Source organism: Acidovorax sp. (genome assembly GCF_022763525.1).
Lineage (GTDB): Bacteria > Pseudomonadota > Gammaproteobacteria > Burkholderiales > Burkholderiaceae_C > Acidovorax.
In genome coordinates, this window is record NZ_JALEGG010000106.1 from 1 (window position 1) to 19,449 (window position 19,449).

The window sequence follows — 19,449 nt, forward strand, 5'->3', positions numbered from 1 at the left end:
GCTGAGGCAAACTACTACCGGCAACTCGCCAGTCAGGCCACTGCGGAAGTGGGCTGACTTAAACCAAAAAGCCTCCGCAGAAACCGGGGCGATTCACAGGTGTCTCGTCGGCATGAAGCACTGGATGGGTCAGCACCTCGGAGCGCAGTGCATCTACGACAGGCTGCAGCTGAACTCCGCAGGCGCCGACCCACTGCGCGAGCGTGGAGCGAGGCACCGCATAGCCTGCACGGCTGAAGATCGCTTCCTGGCGGTACAGGGGCAGGTGGTCGGCGAACTTGGCCACCAGGACATGCGCCAGCAGGCCGGCGGTTGGAACGCCTTTGTCGATGACATGCGCGGCGACTGGCGCTTGCACCAGCCGCTCGCACTTCCTGCATGCCCACTTGCCGCGGATGTGGCGCTCCACTGTGAACACGCCTGGGGCGTAGTCCAGCTTCTCTGCGATGTCTTCGCCAATGCGCTTCATCTGACACCCTCCCTAATGATGACTGCAGTTTGGTCAGACGCTTGACTCTTAATCCGAAGGTTCTAGGACTTGCTGGGCCATGCCGACGTGACAGACCATGATCTACAGCCAAATGCTCAAGATTAGCGGTAGCGGCGTGGGCAGTCCCATGGATACGCTCGCGAGGGTAAATCGATGCCGTGGAGCGGCAGAAAGCCGCCGCTCACCAATGACTGCTCATGCGCTCGGGCGAGGTCGCTTCGACGCTTGACGGTGAAGCACTCTGGGGAGGTGCTGTATGCCGGGCCGGGTCCTGTGGTGCTGGTGGAGTCGCCTGCGCCGTTTTGAAGCAATTCGATTGCACTGCACCGGCTATGAGTCGGCGTTGGACGTGATGACCAGTGTCAAAGTCTCCCACGGCATTGACCTGTATCGGCAAAAAATTGTTCTCGCACACGGTGTCCTGGCCCGAAAGGTCCGCATTGATCTATTTGAATGCCACTTCTTCATAGACAAGCCGATGCTGCCCGAGCAGCAGGATGTTCTAGATGTGTTTGGTGACTGGTTTAGGCGGCCGACATGAGCATCACTTCTGGAACTGTCATACACGCGCCAAAGGGGTTCCATGAACTAGCAACCGTAGCAACTTACTTCTTTCTGCGTAGCAGTCCGCAAACGAAGATCGTCACGTTGCTGGAGTTTGTAGAGCGCCCTGCAAAGGTGGTTGTCGGCGAAAGCAAGAACGATGAGGCCGGCGAAGATGGAATGAGAAAGAAAAGGCTGAGACGGGCGGTCACTCGCTTGCCGTCGCCAATGCCTATTCCCATCTATCTGCCGCGCGACGTATGGGAGAGTGGCTTGCTACGGGGGATGGTCGTCCCTGGAGAGGCCAAGACAATGCCGCCCTGGCTTGATGCTCTCGAAGGCTTGGACTTGGCGGAAATCGACCTACACCGCACCGACGCCGCGAAGTTACATCGGGACAGGGTCGATGACAAGCTCTTTTGCATCTCGAAGCTGGTGGCTGAGGCGCCCGAGATTTTGGACCATAAGAACCTCGACAAATACATCAATGCTCATGCGCGCAGCTTGATGCCCGTCCAGAATGAGACGCGCGTCAGATTGTGGTTTTACGTGTACCTAGTCTTCGGTCGAAACAGGGACGCGCTTCACTATCCGATCCATCGTATTGGGCACTGGGACCGAATGGCGCCTGAGCATGCGCAAGACGAGAAACGTGGTGCTCCGGGCCGCAAAGGCGGCTACAACACCACAACGGAAATGCGGCAGATGATCATCGAGTCATATTCGCGTCGCGCAGGAATTGGTGTTAGCGACGATCAGGTCTACACGGACGCGATGACAAAGGACTTCGGGTGTAAGTCACGAATCGTGTGCCGAGGCCATGTAAAACAGTTTGAGTTGTATCACCCTGAAGGAAAGGCGTTTCCGCAGATTGGAGCGTACTTTTACCACGTCAATCAGCACTTCAGGCCACACCTAGTGCGTGAAACGCGGCTAGGAAAGAAACGGGGGCAATCCAAGTTCAAACCCGCTCTCGGTAGTTTTACCGAATCGGCCTGGAATTTGATGCAACGTGTCGAAGCAGATGGGTATCGTGTTTTCGACTTACCCAAAGGCTACATTGAAGGCAGCGACCTTCCGGCGTTAGTTGTAGTCACTATACGAGACGTCGCCAGCGGAAAAAAGGTTGGCATCGGGTTCTCCCAGGGCAGCGAAACCGCTGCTGCTTACCGCATGGCGCAGTTCTGCGCCGCAATTGGTCTGGAAGCCTTCGGGGCACTTCTCGGTCTGAAAATCAAAGACAGTGCAAAGGGCGTTTCACCGCACATGGTCACCGATCGAGGACCTGGTGCGACGGCTGGAGGGCTCCCGCGTGATGCGGAACTGCTGCCCGTGGTTCGGCAGCTCACGCCGTCCCATTCGGGCAAGTCAAAGGCCATTGTGGAGACATCCAATCCAAAGACACCGTCCGACGACGAAGCTCCTTCATTTCGCCGATCCAACCAGACGACCGTAGCACTCGCACGGCGTGAGTTCGGCAACCTGCTGGCCTACAACGAATTGACGCAGGTCGCCAGCCGGGTAGATCCGGAGCTGGAGCATCGAGTAAGCCGCCTTAGCCCCAACGGGGTCTGGGACGCGATGGACTCGGTCGGGCGCAATGACGCCGTCCAGGTGAACTTCGAGTCCGCAGTCCGCGGCTACCTGGACCTTGTGCCAGCGAAACTGAAAGACGGCTACCTTGAGATAGCTGGACGCAGGTACTACTCAAAGTCGGAAGCTTTTATGGAAGCTCTTTCCACCGTGAAGGGCGGAGGCCGCCAGATAGATGTGAAAGTCTACGTCTTGAACTGCTGCATTCGGCATGTCTGGTTCGAATGGAAAGGCAGGCTCGTTCAGCTAGACGTTCGGTATCCGACGCCCGTTTCTAAGGAAGTGATGGATATGTCGCTCGAAGAAGCCGTCGAGTTCGACGCGCACATGCAAGGCCGCATCAAGGAGCACACTGAACATAAGCGCGGCGCAAGGGTCTTTTTCGAACAAGACTACAAGGAGCAGACCGGAGAAGAACTGGTATCCGGCAGTCGCGTGGTCGGCCGACCCAAGCGTGGCGGTGCTGTAGCCCAACGGGAGGCCAAGGAGGCGAAAAATAGTGCTGTGGGGCGCAAGGTAGCGTGACCAAGATTGATCCATCAATCTGGGCTGGGCGGTACGAAGAAGCCCTCAAGCCTGGAGTTATTAAATCTCGAGGCGAGAGCAGAGGCAGACCTTTGAAGTCCCATATGACGTTGGACGTTGAAGCAGCGTGTAAGGCAATTCGGGAAGGAATGGAAGAGGTAGTTCTGGTAACTGCTCAGGTGGAGGCAATCGCGACAACCCTGATCCAAAGAGCAAGGGCTCATGCCGTGGATATCTACAAGGATCCACATGCTGTACTGAAATTTGCGTACCACGGAGCAACGATTGAGGACTTTGTTACACCGATGTTCCTGACGGGACTGGCTGGGGTCGGAAAGTCACGCCTTCGAATCGTGCTCCGAAGGGTGCTTTCAGGACGCAGACTGGTTCAGATAGATGCGGCACATCCTGCTGTGCCCCTGATCGATTTCATCGACGGCAATATCGGTAGGAAGACCGGCCCCTCTGCCGTCGTGAAGAGCTTGATTGAAGAAGTCTTGGGCATCGGTGACATGGACGGTAAGGGCGGGGCGGTTAAAGAGTGCGCCCGCGTCATCCGCCTCAGCGGTGCGTGTCTCCTCGGTGCGGATGAAACGCAGTTTATGGCGCAATCAGCCTCTGCCGGAACACTGATAACTCGCACCTTGCTGAGTCTCGCGGACCTCCAGGTTCCTTGGTTCGTGATCGGAAATTACTCTTTGGGGTGGAAGCTGTGTGAACGCGATCCCGAGGCGACGCAACGTCTTATCCATGACCCTGTGATCATGATGCCCGATCCGCCCGATTCCTTAGATTGGGTAAATCTTTTGGCGGAGTACCAGGTCGTGTTAGCGGAGGTGCTGGACTTTGAGTTGTTGACCTATCAAGTTGAACTCTGGAATCACAGCGCTGGCCTAAAGCGCGAGCTCGTCAGCCTGCTCGTGACCAGCTACCGCATATCTCGACATGGGGGAGACTGGCAGATTTCCTGGTCACACGTGCGCCGAGCTTTCGCCTCTGCATCTTTTAGTGTTGCGCGCGCCGACATAAACGCCTTGATCTCACATGCTGGGCAGGGAGGCAAACTCAAGAAGGGTTTACGGTGCCCATTCGATGGTCCCGAGATCCAAGCCGCCATCAGCACGTATTCAGAAAAGCTCCGCGAGGCACGTGCTGAAAAGGTGGCAATCGCCACTGTGAAAGCGTCTATGAACCGGCAAGAACGAGAGGCTATCGAGAACATTGAGAAAGCCGCCGAGCCCTCGCGAGCATCGCCAGCGCAAGTCATCAAGATGCCAAAGAGGCGTAAACCTCGTACGCTCGAGGGCATGCAGGAGGCGGCCCAAGATTTCTTGGCATCGCTGGCAAAAGATCCGTCTGCAAAGACCTAGCCTCGCATTTCCTGAGCACTTTGCCCGGCAGCCCAGGAGCCCTTCTCGAAAGGCCTGCTCAATCGCCGACAGGCGGCAACTGGCATCGGGCAGTCCTGTGTAGGGGCGGGCTCGGAGCCGCTAGCGTTCTTCAGATTGGGAAAAATTTGGCGCTGTGGTCAGTCGTGAATTTGTACTGAGCAGCTTCGCGTGCGCGGCGTCTCGGATCTGTCTTGAACTTCCGACGGACTATATTTGCGATGACGCGAGGTCTTCCTTCTGTTTGGGAATCTCCGACGAACTTTCGCGCAATGCGCAAGCGTCGAAAAATCAATAGCTTATGAGCGATGATCTCGACGCACTTTATTTATCGGAGTCAGCTCACTTCGCGCCGCGAAGTTGTGCGGCGGCACAAGCGGAATCAAGCTGGCCAACAGCGTGACGGTCGAATGCCGCTAGGTCGAGCGGATTCAATGCAACTTGTGGTGTATTGTATGGAGACCATGCGCAGCAGTCCCCAGCCCGACCTCGAACAATTTCTGGATCATTTGGCCCATGAGGCTAGACCCGGCGACCGCCTGCCCACCATCCGCGAGCTGATGAAGCGCTTCGGTGTTTCGCAGGTATTGGTGCAGCGGGCTTTCCAGGGGCTCAAAGACCGGGGGCTCATCGACTCGCGGGTGGGGCGGGGCACGTACTTCAGGGGGGGGGGCGCTCGCTCGTCTGCGCCTTTTTCGGAGGATGGTGGGCAGCGGCCTGCGCCATCCCCTCTCGGCACCGCTGCTCAGTCCAGCGTGAAATCCGTTTTGCTGCTGCGCCGTTCCATCAGCATTGCGCGTGGGCGGGTGCTCGTGGAGGGGTTGCAGCGCCGTCTGGCGGCCGAGGGTCACCGCGTATTGGAACTCTCGTACACCGACTCGGACCATGCGCTCACGGTGCTCAAGGGTCTGCCGCGCTTCGATGCCTGCGTGGTGCAGTCCACCTTCCAGCCCATTCCGATCGCCCTGCTGGCTGCGCTGCGTGACAAGTGCGAGGTGCTGGCGGTGGACGGCGCTGCCCTGGTGGGCGCCGACGTGGAGGCCGTGGGCACCGAATGGGGAGAACCCTTGGCCGCCGCCATCGAGCAACTGATGCAGCGGGGCCACCGGCGCATTGCCTATGCCACCACGACTCACCCGTTCCTGGCCACGCAGCTCGGCCGGCGCCGCTGGGCAAGTCTGCAGCACACCCTGCCTGGCGTAGAGCTGACCGAGATCACCCAGGACCTGCTGCCGCACGAGGACTACACCACCCGGCTGGTGCAGCGTTTGCAGGCCAGCGCCGATGCCAGTGGCGCCCTGCCCTTTACCGCCCTCGTGGCCTGGGGCATCGAGGACGGTGCCCTGTTCCAGCGACTGCTGACCCTGGCCGGCATCGCCGTGCCCGCGCGGCTGAGCGTGGTGCTGCTGGGCCGCACCGACTTGGCCAGCGAGCATTCGGATTTCTTCGACGTGGTGGGCTGCAGCGTGGCCGACCAAGTGGAGGCCCTGCACGGCGCCATCGCTGCGCGCTGGGCCGATGCAGGCAGGCCCTATGGTGTGCACCTCACGCCCGTGGTGCGGCGCGCGGGCGCATCGGTGGCGGAGCCAGCAGCGTAACTACACGCCGGGCGCCACGCGCGCCACGGTTTGTGCTGTGAGCGCGACCGACTCGCCCACATAGGCCGTTGCATCCAGCGCCTGCACCAGGTCGGCTGGCAGCGCGCCGCCGTCAAAGGGCGGCAGTGCGCGCATCGCCTCCACAAAGGGCACGCCCTCGGACTGCGCGCGCTGCGCCGCTGCGTAGAGCAGACGGTGGGCCTCGTGGCGGCCCATGCGCTGGGTCAGCCGCATCATCACCGCCTCGGACGCGATCAGGCCCTGGGTGCGCGCGAGGTTGCGGCTCATGGCCTGTACGTCTACCACCAGCCCTTTGGCCAAGCGCGCCAGCGTCTCGGCTACCGAGGTGGCGATGATGGCAATCTCGGGCAGAAGTGTGTCGGCCACGTTGGTGGCAGATGAGTCGCCCTCATCCATGCGAACCATGGTGTCCTGCGCGGCCTGGGTACGGGTTCGCAGCATGCGCGCCAGGCTCACCAGCAGCAGCGCGGTGGAGGGGTTGCGCTTTTGCGCCATGGTGGAGCTGCCCACCTTGCCCAGGTGAAAGGCCTCGGCCACTTCGCCGACCTCGGTGCGCTGCAAAAAGACCACGTCCTGCGCGATCTTCTGCGCCGTGCCAGCCAGCAGGCCCAGCGCAGCCAGATAGTCGCTTGCCCGGTCGAACGAGGCTCGCAACGGAAGAGGTGCCGGCTGCAGGCCCAGCTGCCGTGCCATCAGTGCCTGCACCGCAGGCCCCAGCGGTCCGGTCGCGGCAAAGGTGCCGATGGCGCCGCCCATGCTGGCTGGAAATGAGGGGGCCAGACGCTCGGCCAGGCGTTGGCGTCCGCGGTCGAGCTCGTCCACCCAGCCTGCCAGCTTGAAGCCCAGTGTCATCGGCAGCGCGTGCTGGCCATGCGTGCGCCCAGCCATGGGCGTGGCCTGGTGTGCCAGGGCCAGCGCGGCCAGGGCATTGATGGCGTCGTCCAGGTGGCCGGCTAACAGCGCATGCGTGCGCAGCATCTGCAGCGCGCTCGCGGTGTCGAAGATGTTCTGTGTCGTCGCACCCCAGTGGATGTACCCGGCCGCCGGCTCGCCGCAAAGTTGTTCGAAGCGGTGCAACACCGGCACCAGCGGGTGCTGGGCAAAGGCAATCGCCTCGGCAAGTTGGGGCAGGTCGAACAGCTCGGAGCGCGCGCACGCGGCGATCACTGGCGCGGCTTCTGCGGGGATCACGCCCAACTCGGCCTGCGCGCGGGCCAGGGCCGCCTCCACATCCAGCCAAGCCTGCAGGGTGGCCGTGTCGCTCCAGAGGGCTTTGGCCTCGGCGCTGAACCAGTGTCCCGTGATGAAGGATTCGAACATTCCAACCGACATGTGTGCTCCGTTCATACAACCTAGGGTATTTCCTGGGATTGCACTTGTATTGCGTTGATTTGCCTGTGAAGGGACTCCATGAGAGCCCTGCGGATTCAAGTTTGCGCGCGAATTGAATTGAATTGTATTGCATTCAATAAATTCAATGCATACAATTTGCTCGCCATCTAAATCAAATCCATCGGAGACACGCTCATGACACGGTATTCCCCCGCAGGCAATGCCCGCCTTCCCTTCCATCCTCCGGCCGCGCGCGCCGCGCTGCGGTGGGCACTGCTGGCGGGGTTTGCCGGCCTGGCAGGCTATGGCACAGCGCAGGCCCAGTCCATGCTCACCATCTACGGCATCGTCGACCAGGGACTGGCGCGCGCCAACGGCGGCACCACGCCGGGCTTGCTCCTGTCGGGGCGGGGCGTGACACCTCGGGTCTGGACGCTGAAGGCCGGCAACACCTCGCGCCTGGGCTTTTCAGCGCGCGAGGACCTCGGTGACGGCCTGTATTCGCGCTTCCAACTGGAGCATCGCTTTGCCGCTGACACCGGCGCGCCCAGCAACCCCAATGTGTTCTGGCTGGGCCGCTCGGTGGTCGCCTTGGGCAGCAAGGGCTGGGGGGAGGTCTACGCGGGACGCGAATACTCCGCCGCATACACCGTGGCCCTGAACGCCGACCCGACCTACTGGAGCTACGTGAGCCAGCTCGGCGCTGCCTATACCTACGCCAACTACACCCCGGTGGCCTCCACGGTGGAGGCCTCCAACATCCGCTGGGCCAATACGGTCGGCTACAAGTCGCCTACCGTTGCGGGCGTCAGCGCGGAGATCGCCGCCGCCTTGGGAGAGGGTACTCGCAGCAACGCCACCTCGGGCAACCTGCAGTACAAGAACGGGCCGGTGTGGCTGGGCGCCGCCTTCGACCGACTCGACTCCAGCACGCACTTGGCGCTGGTCGCGGGCGGATACGATTTCGGGAGCGTGCAGGCCAAAGCCAGCGTTAGCCGCGCCAAAGGTGGGCTCAATGGCGATGCCAATGCGTACAGCGTATCGGTCTTGGTGCCGCTGAGCTTCGGCCGAACCTACGCCATGTTCGGAAGGCTCAACCCCGCGACGAACCTCGATTCGCAAATGATTGGCTTGGGCCTCCAGTACGACTTGAGCAAGCGCACCTTGCTCTACACCAACCTGGGTACCGCCAAGCGCGACGGACTGACCCGTACCACGGCGATCGATTTCGGCGTGAAGCACACGTTCTGAACAGGAGGCAGGCCATGCAACGCAGACAACTCCTGACCCGGGCGGGCACCGCTTTCGCAATCTTGGCCACCGGTCTCGCGCGCGCCGAGGGCGACAGCAAGCCGATTTCACTCATCGTGGGCTACTCGGCCGGTGGCAGCGCCGACCTGGTTGCGCGCATCGTGGGCGCGGAACTGAGCAAGCGTCTTTCGCGCACCGTCATTGTTGAGAACGTGGCTGGCGCCAGCGGCATGCTGGCCGCGCAGCGTGTGCTCAACGGCCCTGCCGATGGCAACCTGCTCTACATGGGCGGCACGGACACGGTCGTGGTGCCCATGGTCAACGCCAAGGTCAAGCTCGACTGGGAGAGCGACTTGGTGCCCGTGGGCCGCATGAGCACCGTGCCCATGGTCTTCGCCGTGCCCAAGGCGGCGCCCTACACCAGCCTGGCCGACCTCATCGCCGCACTGCGAAAGGGCGGCAGGGACAGCATCAACTTTGCCACGCCTGGCATCGGCACCATGCAGCACCTGTACGGCGCTCTCATCAACAAGCAGGCCAAGGTCGCCATGCTGCATGTGCCCTACCGAGGCGGCGCGCACATCACCAATGACCTCGTGGGTGGTCAGGTGGACAGCGCGATGCTGGTGCTTTCCACGGCCATGCCTTTTCTCAAAGACGGAAAAATTCGCGCGCTCTCTGTCTCCGATACGGTGCGTGTGCCCCAGTTGCCTGAAGTGAAGCGCATTGGCGAGGAAGAAGGCTTTGCCGGAATGGCACTGCCGCTGTGGCAGGGACTGTTTCTGAAGGCGGGCACACCCGCCGCCATCGTGGCTGCGTATGACAAGGCTCTGAAAGAGGCGCTGGCGCAACCCGAAGTGCGGCAGAAGTTGCAAGATGCGGGCATCACCGTGGCGCACATGGGAGGGGCCGAGTTCAAGGCCTTCGTCAAGCCACAGGCTGCGCTGTACCGCGACATCGTGACCAGCTCAAAGATCACGATGGAGTAACGGGGCGAGCTCTCACGTCCCTTTGCGCAAGGCATCCCCCTCTCCTGGTGGTTTTTGGCGGTGCCCTCCACGCGATGGCAGACCGGATGACGAGGCAACCTGCCTCGCATGTGGGCTGCCATTTTTTTAACAGCCGCGTGGCGCGTCTTGGCCTGCAGTACAGGCATTGCAAATTGCGGTGCAAGAGCGCCCAGGGGAATGCGGCCAAATGCGCAGTTCACGCAACCCAGTCGCTGAACATCGCTACGGGTGCGGGCGGCAGCGTCCTGCCCTGTGCCGAACGGGCCCAGGGCGCGATGGAGCCAACGTGTCGTTCTGCACGCACGCTCTTCCCAAGGCGGGCGGTTCTGTCGGACTCACGCAGCGCGCGTTCGGCGGTGGCGATTCGTTGTGCGCAAGGGCTTGAAAAGCAAAACTTCTGCTGTTCTGGGCCTGTCGATCGGTACCCACCTGCATCCATGCGCCCCTAAGCTTGGACCACCTCAGGAACAGCGCTCGCTACTGCCAGCTGGCGCTTCCCCCAGCGGGCCAGCGACAGGAGCGATGATGGACATTCGGGATGTAAAGGCACCGACTGTGACTCGGGAAGCGGCCGCGCACCACCGCAGCTCGGCCCCGGCCGGAACAGAGCATGGATGGGAGCAACCCGTTGCAGATGGAGTGACGGTTTCAGCAGGGCGCCTGGATACCGTCGGCGGAGACGGTGCAGTGATTCCCGCCTCCTCCACCGCGACGCCCGTCGCCACCGCAGCGCCATTGGATGACCTGCTGCCGGACCTGATTGCGCTGCGCCGCGATCTGCACGCCCATCCCGAATTGGCCTTTGAAGAGCGGCGCACGGCGGGCATCGTGGCCAACGCCCTGCGGCTGCTGGGTTTGGAGGTGCAAACCGGCGTGGGTGGCACGGGCGTGGTGGGCACGCTGCGCTGTGGGGACCCGCGCGCCGAGACCACTCCAAGTGTGGGGCTGCGCGCTGACATGGACGCGTTGCCCATGGTGGAGCTGGGCCAGCGCGCCTACGCCAGCCGCTCGCCGGACAAGCACCACGGCTGCGGGCACGACGGCCACACCAGCATGCTTTTGGGCGCCGCCCGACATCTGGCGCGCACGCAGCAAGCGCTGGGCCTGCGGGGCACGGTGCATTTCATCTTTCAGCCCGCGGAAGAAGGCAAGGGTGGGGCGGCGCGCATGATCGAGGATGGCTTGTTCGAGCGCTTTCCGTGCGACCGCGTGTTTGCGTTGCACAACTGGCCCGACCTGCCGCTGGGCCAGGTGCAGACACGCCCCGGCCCCATCATGGCGGCAGCTGATCGTTTCGACATCAGCGTGCGCGGCCGTGGCGGGCATGCGGCCCAGCCGCACCACACCCCCGATGCGATCTTGGCGGCCAGCCAATTGGTGTCGCAGCTCAATACCATCGTGGCCCGGCGCATTGACCCGGGCGAATCGGCGGTGCTGTCCGTCACCCGCATTGAAGGAGGCCACAGCCACAACGTGCTGCCGGCCGAGGTGCAGATCACCGGCACGGTGCGCAGCTTTGATGCCGCATCGCAAGACCGCATCGAGGCCGCGCTGCGTGCCGCGGCCCAAGGCGTGGCGCAGGCCAGTGGCACCGAGGTGGAGGTGACGTACCTGCGCTACTACCCTGCCACTGTGAACACCGCCGCCGAGGCTGCGCTGACCCTGGACGCGGCGCGTGCAGTGGGTCTGCAGGCCGAGGTGGCCCCGCGCCCCGCGTTCACGTCCGAAGACTTCGCCTTCATGTTGCAGCGCAAGCCAGGCGCCTACCTGTGGCTGGGCCAGGGCCGGGCCGATCCGGGGCCGGACGGCGAGCGCGCCCTGCACCACCCTTGCTATGACTTCAACGACGACGCCTTGCCGCTGGGGGTGCGCTGGTTCTGCGAAGTGGCGGCCCGTGCGTTGGCGATAGAGGAACAAGGGGGCTGCTGACGAAGCCGTGCTGTAGCGCTAGATAAAGGAAATTTCGAATCAAAATGGCCTCTAGCGCTTTCTGGTCAAGCGCTAGAGGCTCACTTTTTGATAGCGATTTGAGGAGACGGCATTGGCAGATGCCACCTCCACGCGGTCCTAGAAGTCCGCGACCTTGCCCCAGGCCGAATGCCGAAAGCGGGCCGGATCGTACGGCTTGGGATCGAAGATCGGCTCTGCGCCGGTCACCAGGTCCGCAATCAGGTGGCCCGCTCCGGGGCCAATGCCGAAGCCGTGGCCGGAGAAGCCGGATGCCAGGATGAAGCCCGGCAGCTCTGCCACTTCGCCGATGCCGGGCACGCCGTCGGGCGTGCTGTCCACAAAGCCCGCCCAGGCGCTGGCAACGCCCGTGTTGCGCAGGGCTGGCAGCAGGTCGGCCGCGCGCTCGCAGGTCTGCCGCACGGCGGCGGCATCAGGCCGAGGGTTGAGGATCCGCACGCGCTCCATGGGGGTGGGGGCGTCCAGTCGCCAACGTGCAAGGGTTTCGTGTCCGCCGCGCAGGCCTTCCAGCCCGCCTGGAAACACATTACGCCAGCGTTTGGCAAACATGGGCACGAACTGCGGCGCAAAGCGCAGCAGCTGCGGCGTAGGGTCCACGCGCCCCCGGCCGCTGATGGCCAGGTTGTAGCTGCCGTCGCCGCGGCGCGTGACGGACACCCGTGCGGTGTGCAGCGCGTCGGGCAGGCGTTCGCTCACGCCGCAGACGCGCACGATGGTCTGGCGCACCGTGGCCTGTGGAAAGCGGATGCCCAACTGCCGGCAGAACGACGAGGCCCACGCGCCGCCTGCGTACACGGCGGTGCGGGTCTTGATGGTGCCGGCCTCCGTCACCACGCCGCTCACGCGACCGGCCTCGCGCTCAATGCCGCGCGCAGCGCAGTTCTGCAGCACGGTGCCGCCCAGTTTCATGAAGGCCGCAGCCACGGCGGGCGCTGCCTTGCCCGGGTCGGCCGTGCCGTCGGTGGGCGAGAACACCCCGCCCTTCCAGCTGCGGCCCGTCACCCGGCCGCGCTCGGTGGCTTCGCGGCTGCTGAGCATGTGCGTGGTCACACCGGCGGTCTTGGCAAAGTCGCGCCAGCGCGCCCAGCGCGCGATCTCCTCCTCATCGTTGCTGAGGTAGAACAGGCCGCAGCGGTTGAACCCCGTGTCTTCACCCGTGTCGGCTGCGAACTGTTCCCACAGAGCCAGGCTGCGTGTGGCCATGGGCAGCTCGCGCGCGTCGCGGTTCTGCTGGCGGCACCAGCCCCAGTTGCGGCTGGATTGCTCGGCGCCGATCCGGCCTTTTTCGACCACCACGACCGACAGGCCTCGCTGCGCCATGTAGTACGCGGCAAAGACACCGATGATGCCGCCCCCGATGACGACCACATCCGCACAGGTCGGCACCTGGCGCGAGGTCTCGATGGTGCGCAGCGGCTGCTGCATGGCCGCGCCGGCCACGGCGGTTGCGCGGTTCTGGTTGGGGGTGGTCATGGATGGGTTCATGCGATCAATGGTAGGCACTGCGCGGTCAGGGGCGATGCCGAACTGCAGCGGGTAGGTAGCGATTCCTGCTCTTGTGGGGTGGCACCAGAAAACGATCTGCTGGTGGCGCCAGCTCGCCAGCTCGCCAGCTCGCCAGGCGACACCAGCGCTGGGTCTTTGACGCCGGGCTCTCAACGCTGGTGTGGAAACAGACGCTCAATGGGGCAGTGCGTCTTGATGAAAGGTGACTTGATAACGATGTAGCTGAAGTACTTGGCAATGCCGAGGTTGCGCTCCAGCAGGTCTTCGATCACCTCTTGGTAGTGGTTCACACCCCGGGTCAGAAAGCGCAGCAGGTAGTCGTAGCCGCCGCTCACCAGGTGGCACTCCAGCACCTCGTCCACTTCGCGGATGGCCGCTTCGAAGCGCGCAAAGTCTTCGCGGCGGTGGTCCGACAGCGTGACCTCAGTGAAAACGGTAAGGGTATCGCCCAGCTTCTCCAGCCGCAGGTGCGCGCCGTAGCCCGCGATGTAGCCCGCCTGTTCCAGCCGTTTGACGCGGATGAGGCAGGGGCTGGGCGAGAGGCCCACCGCGTCCGCCAGATCCACATTGGTCATGCGCCCGTTTTTCTGCAGCTGCGCGAGGATGCGCAGGTCCAGGCGGTCGATCTTGAAGGCTTCGGTCATCACGGTCTCCCGGGGCGTTGAGAAGAATGATTTGACAGCGATTCTGCAGTGGTGCGGGTTCGAAACAGGGTGGGGCTTACACCGTGTCAGTCTTTCAGCGCTGCGCGCACTTCGGGCATGGCCAGCACATCATCCAGCGTCTTCTTCAGGCGCTCAAACATGAGGCCGAAATCCGACTCCGTGAAGGTGAGGGCAGGGGCAAAACCCAGAATGTTGTCGCCGAACGCGCGGAACACGATGCCGTTGCGGTAGCTGGTGGTGGCGATGCGGCCAGGCAGGTCCAGCGCGGCATCGAACCCCGCCTTGGTGGCTTTGTTGCTGACCAGCTCCAGCGCGCCCAGCAGGCCGCGGTGGCGCGAGTCTCCGACCAGCGGGTGAGCCAGCAGATCGTCCAGCCCCGCGGCAAACACAGGGGCCACGCGCTGGCCGTTGGCCAGCACGCCGCCATCTTCGTACAGGCGCAGCACCTCCAGCGCCACGGCCGCGCTCACCGGGTGGGCCGAGTAGGTGGCGCCATGGCCGATGGGGGCACCCTTCGGTGCGCCGTCGGCAATGGCCGCATAGATCTTGTCGCTCATCAGCGTGGCGCCCATGGGCACGTAGCCGGACGTGAGGCCTTTGGCCACGGTCATCAGGTCGGGCTCCACACCTTCGGCATCGCAAGCGAACATCGGGCCGGTGCGGCCGAAGCCGGTGATGACCTCATCCACCACGAACAGAATGTCCAGCGCCCGTGCGGCCTCGCGCATGGCCCTGAGCCAGCCCTTGGGCGGCACGATGACGCCGCCCGAACCCTGGATGGGCTCGCAGAAGAACGCGGCCACATTCTCGGCACCCAGCGCGGCCACCTTGGCCTTGAGGGCTGCCACCGAAGCGTCGATGATGGCCTGGCCATCTGCCGGGTTGGCGGCGCGGTAGGGGTTGGGCGAGGGGATGTAGTGCTGCGTGGGCAGTGGCAGGTCGAACCCACGGTGGAACACGGGCAGCGCCGTCAGCCCTGCACCGGTGGACGAAGAGCCGTGGTAGCCGCGCTCCAGCGCAATGAAGTGTTTCTTGCCCGGCTTGCCAATGGCGTTGTAGTACTGCACGATGAAGCGCACGGCCGCATCGACGGACTCGGACCCACCGAGCGTGAGGTACACGTGCTGCAGCGATGCGGGCGTGATCTGCACCAGCTTGTCGGCCAGGCGGATGGCGGGCTCGCTGCTGAAATGGAAGTACCCCGTGGCATAGGGCAGCTTGCGCATCTGCGCGGTGGCCGCCTGCACCACGCTTTCCTGCCCGTATCCGACGTTCACGCACCACAGGCCCGCAAACGCATCCAGCAGCTGATGGCCTTTGCCGTCCGTGAGCCAGATGCCCTGTGCGGCAGTGAGAATGTTGGGGCCGCGCGCCTCGTGCGTGCGCCAGGGGGCCACGGGGTGGATGAGGTAGGCGCGGTCCAGGGCGTCCAGAGCGGCGATCTGCGGAAGGGCTTCTGAATGGGTCATGGCGGTATCCGTGGTTGGAATGGGTTGCGCGGTGGACGGCCTGAAGGGCTGCGGCACCGCTTTTCATGGCCACAAGGTTAGGGCGCCTGCGGGGCAAAGTGGTGCTGCTTTGGGGGGCTTGCGCGCAGCACGCTGCGGTTGTTGCGGGCTGCACAGCACATCATTTCGCGCCCCATCCCCACACAACGGGGCCTTTGGTTTGACCGCGCAAGCGCTGAGGTTCTCACAGCGGCGGGCTTGAAAAGATGGGGTCGGCGGCTTGACCGCGCGTGGATGTGCAGCTTGACGACGCAGCTTTGATCAGCGGCCGCAGCGGGCAGCCGCTGCGGCGCTCACAGGCCCACCAGCGCGGCGAGGCCACCGATGTCGGGGATCTCGACGGTGCCGTAGTCAGGCACGCCCGGCTCATGCCCGCGGTTGACGAACGCTTTGTCCTTGATGCCGGCATCGCGCGCCGACATGTGGTCGTACCGCATGCTGGAGGACACGTGCAAGAAGTCTTCCGGCTTGGCGTTGAGCTGGCCGATCATGTATTCAAAAGCGCGCAGCCGGGGCTTGTACGCCTTGGCTTGCTGTGCCGTGTAGACACGATGGAAGGGAACGCCCAGCTTTTCCACGTTGTGCACCAGTTGATGGTCCATGGCATTGGAGATGATCACCAGCGGGATCTTGTCCGCGATCTTGGCGAGGCCCGCGGTCACGTCCGGATGCGGGCCCCAGGTCGGCACGGCCGCATAAATCTCGGCCACGTCGGACTCGCGAAATGGCACGCCCCAGCGGTTGGCGGTGCGCAGAACCGAGTTGTAGACCACGTCGTAGTAGGGCTGCCAGTCACCCAGCACTTCATCCAGGCGATAGGCTGCGAAGTCCCTGCAGAACTGCTCCATCTCCTCTGGCTTGATGCGGTCGGCAAAAAGCTTGCGGGCCCAGGGGGCCATCTGGAAGTTGGTCAGCGTGCCGTAGCAGTCGAAGCTGATGTATTTGGGTCTGAAAACAATGGACATGGGAGGGGCCTTTCGTTGGGGAGGAATGAACATATCCAGGCTGCCCCCGGGGCGGCTCTGCCTGGTCACTATCGATCTCTCGATCAATAACCGTTGCTGCGATCGATCTGGTCCAGCAGCGCCTCGCCGCGCTGGTGGCGGCGCAGGTTCTCAAGCAGCACCGGAACGGCGGTTTCTGGCTGGGTCATGCTGGCCACGTGCGGTGTGAGCACGACACGAGGGTGTCGCCACAGCGCATGCTCGGAGGGCAGGGGCTCGGGGTCGCAGACATCCAGCACGGCGCGCTTGAGGTGGCCGCTGTCGAGGGCGTCCAGCAGGGCCTCCTGGTCCAGATGACCGCCGCGCCCCACGTGCAGCAGGGCGCTGCCGGCGGGAAGGGCCGCGAACAGGCGCGCGTTGAGGATGCCGCGAGTGGCGTCGGTCAGGGGCAGCAGGCAGATAAGAATGTCGCACTGGCCCAGAAACTCATTCAGCGTTCCTTCACCGTCAAAACAGCGGACACCGGGCAAGGCACGTGGCGACCGGTTCCAGCCCAGCCGCGTGAACCCGAAGACGCCCAGGCGATCCAGCACTGCCTGGCCCAGCACGCCCAGCCCCATCACGCCCACCGAACAGGTCGACGGCGGATAGACCTCGATGGGCTGCCACAGCCCTTGTTGCTGGAGTTCCTGGTACTCGAACAGGTGCCGGTGCAAGGCGAGCACCGACATGGTCACGTACTCCAGCATGCCGTTGACGATGCCGGGCTCGACCATCCGCACGATCGCGACATGGGGAGGGACAGCCGAGCTGTCGATGTGGTCCACCCCCGCGCCGGAGGAGAACAGCACCTTCAGCCGCGGCAAGGCCGCGATGAACTCTGGGGGCACCTGCCAGGCGATCAGGTAGTCGATCTCGTCCAGATTCCCGGCCTCGGGCCAGACACGGAAATCCACGTCCGGCGCGAGCTGGGCAAACAGCTGCTGCCAGGCAGGGCCACGGGCGACATCGGAGCGGTACAGCACCTTCATCGGTTGCGCGCCCATCACCACCCACCCACCCAGCCGTCGAACAGGCCTTCGGGCAGCGTGTTCGCGTTGGCACCCTTCAGGAAGCGGAAGTCGCACCCCTGGTGGGCCTGCTCGACCTCGCGGATAAACAACTGGCGGTAGCCCCTTACATGGGGAGACGGTGCCTGCGGCGGGGCCTCGCTGCGCCGCTGGGCCAGGACCTCGTCGCTGACCAGCAGTTCGAGCCGGCGCTCGGACACATCCAGCTCGATCATGTCCCCGGTGCGCACGAGCGACAACGGACCACCCACGGCCGCCTCGGGCGACACGTGCAACACGGAGGTGCCGTAGGCCGTGCCGCTCATGCGCGCATCGGAAATTCGCAGCATGTCCTTGACCCCTTGTTCCATCAGACGGCGGGGCAAGGGCAGCATGCCCCATTCGGGCATGGCCGCGCCCACCGGCCCGCAATTGCGCAGGATGAGCACGCTGTGGGCGTCGATGTCCAGCGCCGGGTCGTCGATGGTGTCCGCCAGGGTCTGCACGTCGTCGAACACGACGGCTTTGCCCCGGTGCTTGAAAAGGGTCGGCGACGCAGCGGAGCTCTTGATGACCGCGCCGTCCGGCGCCAGGTTGCCTTTGACCACCACGATGCTGGCGCCGGGCTTGACGGGGGCATCCAGCGGCCGGATGACCTCGGCATCGAACACCTGCGCCGCGTCCGCAATCTGGCCGATGGTTCGGCCATCCACCGTGGGCGCATCCAGGTTCAGCAGGGGGCGCAGCATATGCAACAGCGCCGGGACGCCGCCGGCACTCATCAGCCGCTCGGTCAGGTGTTCCCCCGCGGGTTGCACGTTGGCAATCAGCGGCACGCGGCGGGCGATCTCGTCAAAGCGGTCCAGCGTGAGTGGCACGCCGACACGACCCGCCAGCGCCAGCAGGTGGATGATGGCGTTGGTGGATCCGCCAACCGCACACAGCAGCGTGATGGCGTTGTCGAAGGCGCGTGCATCCAGGATGTCCGAAGGGGCCAGTCCGCCCAGCGCCATGGCCACGCTGCGCTGTCCCACCGCCTTGGCGATCTGGCTGCGCCGCCCATCGCTGGAGGGAATCAGGCTGCTGCCCGGGAGCGCCATACCCAGTGCCTCGCTGAGAGTCGACATCGTCGAAGCGGTGCCCATCTCGCTGCAATGGCCGGGGGTGCCCATGGTCTCGCGTTCGAAATTCTCGAAAGCCTGGATGGACAGGCAGCCCGCACGGAGTTGGTCCACAAAGCGCCACACCCCGTTGGCCGTGGCCAGAGCGCCGCCAGTGGCGGAGCGCGGCGTGCCGGGACCGCTGTTGAGCACGATGGCGGGCACATTGGCACTGGCGGCGCCCATGAGCAGACCCGGCTGGGTCTTGTCGCAGCCACCCATCAGCACCACGGCGTCCACAGGATAGCCCCGGATGGTCTCCTCGGCATCCATCGCCAGCAGATTGCGAAACGGAAACGCGCTGGGCTTGACCAGGTTCTCACTGATCGACATCAGCGGAAGCTCGAACGGAATGCCGCCGGCTTCCAGCACGCCTTCGCGGACTTTCTGCGCCAGCGCGCGCAGGTTCCGGTTGCAAGGGTTGAGGTCCGACCAGGTGTTGAGGATGCCGACGATGGGCCTTTCCATTAGGTCTTCTCGGGTCCACCCATCGGCTGCGAGGGTGGATCGATGGATGAAACCCGGAAGGTCATTTTTGCGAAACCAGCGGGCACTGCGCAGCTGCGGTGACGCTGGTTGATCTTGGGATTCATCTGTCGATTTCATGGGCCGATTTCCTGCGAGTGGGTGCAAAAAATTGTAGGAATTACGGCCCAAGGAATATGCGGTTGTCACCGCCTGCCACGGGACCAAATCCTGAATTCAGCCGGCGAAGTTTTCGAGTTAACTGTGGCCTGGGAAATGCACGGTGGTGTGTTGCGAAGGTCGCCCATTTCTGGGCTGGCGAGGACCTCGACGGCCTTCTCATCGCAGTGTTTGGATGGCCAGGGGCGGTGCGCTGGCCGGCATCAAGAGGGCTGCACCGCAGGTCGGTGCCTGCGGCGGCGCCTTGATTTCC

Annotated in this window: 14 protein-coding genes and 1 pseudogene; 7 read left to right on the top strand and 8 right to left on the bottom strand. The window is 63.8% G+C overall.

The window, feature by feature from the left end:
• Nucleotides 1-94 precede the first annotated feature (94 nt).
• A pseudogene (locus MRY84_RS08590) lies at nucleotides 95-478 on the bottom strand (transposase); the annotation flags it as partial.
• Nucleotides 479-746: 268 nt separating this feature from the next.
• Between MRY84_RS08590 and MRY84_RS08595 the strand changes: the two are divergent.
• The 4 genes from MRY84_RS08595 (at nucleotide 747) to MRY84_RS08610 (ending at nucleotide 6,137) form a co-directional block, all read left to right on the top strand.
• On the top strand, nucleotides 747-1,031 hold the full coding sequence (locus MRY84_RS08595; RefSeq protein WP_291505312.1) for a hypothetical protein: 285 nt from the start codon (nucleotides 747-749) through the stop codon (nucleotides 1,029-1,031).
• Entirely contained in the window at nucleotides 1,028-3,151 is a 2,124-nt protein-coding gene (locus tag MRY84_RS08600; protein WP_291505313.1) for a hypothetical protein, read from the top strand. Before MRY84_RS08595 ends, MRY84_RS08600 begins: the two co-directional genes overlap by 4 nt.
• A 104-nt stretch (nucleotides 3,152-3,255) precedes the next feature.
• On the top strand, nucleotides 3,256-4,521 hold the full coding sequence (locus MRY84_RS08605) for a hypothetical protein (RefSeq protein ID WP_291505314.1): 1,266 nt from the start codon (nucleotides 3,256-3,258) through the stop codon (nucleotides 4,519-4,521).
• A 482-nt stretch (nucleotides 4,522-5,003) separates the two neighbouring features.
• The gene (locus MRY84_RS08610; RefSeq protein ID WP_291505315.1) at nucleotides 5,004-6,137 is read left to right on the top strand and encodes a GntR family transcriptional regulator; all 1,134 of its coding nucleotides are present in this window, start codon (nucleotides 5,004-5,006) and stop codon (nucleotides 6,135-6,137) included.
• On the opposite strand, the gene MRY84_RS08615 is transcribed toward MRY84_RS08610, so the two are convergent.
• Nucleotides 6,138-7,505 (bottom strand): adenylosuccinate lyase family protein, encoded by a 1,368-nt coding sequence (locus tag MRY84_RS08615; RefSeq protein WP_291505316.1) that lies wholly within the window; start codon nucleotides 7,503-7,505, stop codon nucleotides 6,138-6,140.
• Nucleotides 7,506-7,685: 180 nt separating this feature from the next.
• Here MRY84_RS08615 and MRY84_RS08620 point away from each other — a divergent pair, with 180 nt between their 5' ends.
• The 3 genes from MRY84_RS08620 to MRY84_RS08630 all read left to right on the top strand — a co-directional run bounded on the left by MRY84_RS08620 (nucleotide 7,686) and on the right by MRY84_RS08630 (nucleotide 11,680).
• Nucleotides 7,686-8,741 (top strand): porin, encoded by a 1,056-nt coding sequence (locus tag MRY84_RS08620; protein WP_291505317.1) that lies wholly within the window; start codon nucleotides 7,686-7,688, stop codon nucleotides 8,739-8,741.
• A gap of 14 nt (nucleotides 8,742-8,755) precedes the next feature.
• Nucleotides 8,756-9,730 (top strand): tripartite tricarboxylate transporter substrate binding protein, encoded by a 975-nt coding sequence (locus MRY84_RS08625; RefSeq protein ID WP_291505318.1) that lies wholly within the window; start codon nucleotides 8,756-8,758, stop codon nucleotides 9,728-9,730.
• 708 nt (nucleotides 9,731-10,438) lie between these two features.
• Nucleotides 10,439-11,680 (top strand): M20 aminoacylase family protein, encoded by a 1,242-nt coding sequence (locus MRY84_RS08630; protein WP_291505319.1) that lies wholly within the window; start codon nucleotides 10,439-10,441, stop codon nucleotides 11,678-11,680.
• 138 nt (nucleotides 11,681-11,818) lie between these two features.
• Here MRY84_RS08630 and MRY84_RS08635 read toward each other — a convergent pair whose 3' ends face one another.
• The 6 genes from MRY84_RS08635 to MRY84_RS08660 form a co-directional block, all read right to left on the bottom strand.
• Nucleotides 11,819-13,144: an FAD-binding oxidoreductase gene (locus tag MRY84_RS08635; RefSeq protein ID WP_291505324.1), complete on the bottom strand. Its 1,326-nt coding sequence runs from the start codon at nucleotides 13,142-13,144 to the stop codon at nucleotides 11,819-11,821.
• A 230-nt stretch (nucleotides 13,145-13,374) separates the two neighbouring features.
• Complete coding sequence (locus MRY84_RS08640; protein WP_291505320.1) at nucleotides 13,375-13,869, bottom strand: Lrp/AsnC family transcriptional regulator; 495 nt, start codon at nucleotides 13,867-13,869, stop codon at nucleotides 13,375-13,377.
• 86 nt (nucleotides 13,870-13,955) lie between these two features.
• Nucleotides 13,956-15,359 (bottom strand): aspartate aminotransferase family protein, encoded by a 1,404-nt coding sequence (locus tag MRY84_RS08645; RefSeq protein WP_291505321.1) that lies wholly within the window; start codon nucleotides 15,357-15,359, stop codon nucleotides 13,956-13,958.
• 332 nt (nucleotides 15,360-15,691) lie between these two features.
• On the bottom strand, nucleotides 15,692-16,363 hold the full coding sequence (locus MRY84_RS08650) for a haloacid dehalogenase type II (RefSeq protein ID WP_291505322.1): 672 nt from the start codon (nucleotides 16,361-16,363) through the stop codon (nucleotides 15,692-15,694).
• Nucleotides 16,364-16,446: 83 nt separating this feature from the next.
• The gene (locus MRY84_RS08655) at nucleotides 16,447-17,373 is read right to left on the bottom strand and encodes a glyoxylate/hydroxypyruvate reductase A (protein ID WP_291505325.1); all 927 of its coding nucleotides are present in this window, start codon (nucleotides 17,371-17,373) and stop codon (nucleotides 16,447-16,449) included.
• A 14-nt stretch (nucleotides 17,374-17,387) separates the two neighbouring features.
• Nucleotides 17,388-19,157 carry a dihydroxy-acid dehydratase gene (locus MRY84_RS08660; RefSeq protein WP_291505323.1) on the bottom strand — a complete coding sequence of 590 codons (1,770 nt, stop codon included), beginning with the start codon at nucleotides 19,155-19,157 and terminating at the stop codon, nucleotides 17,388-17,390.
• Nucleotides 19,158-19,449 lie beyond the last annotated feature (292 nt).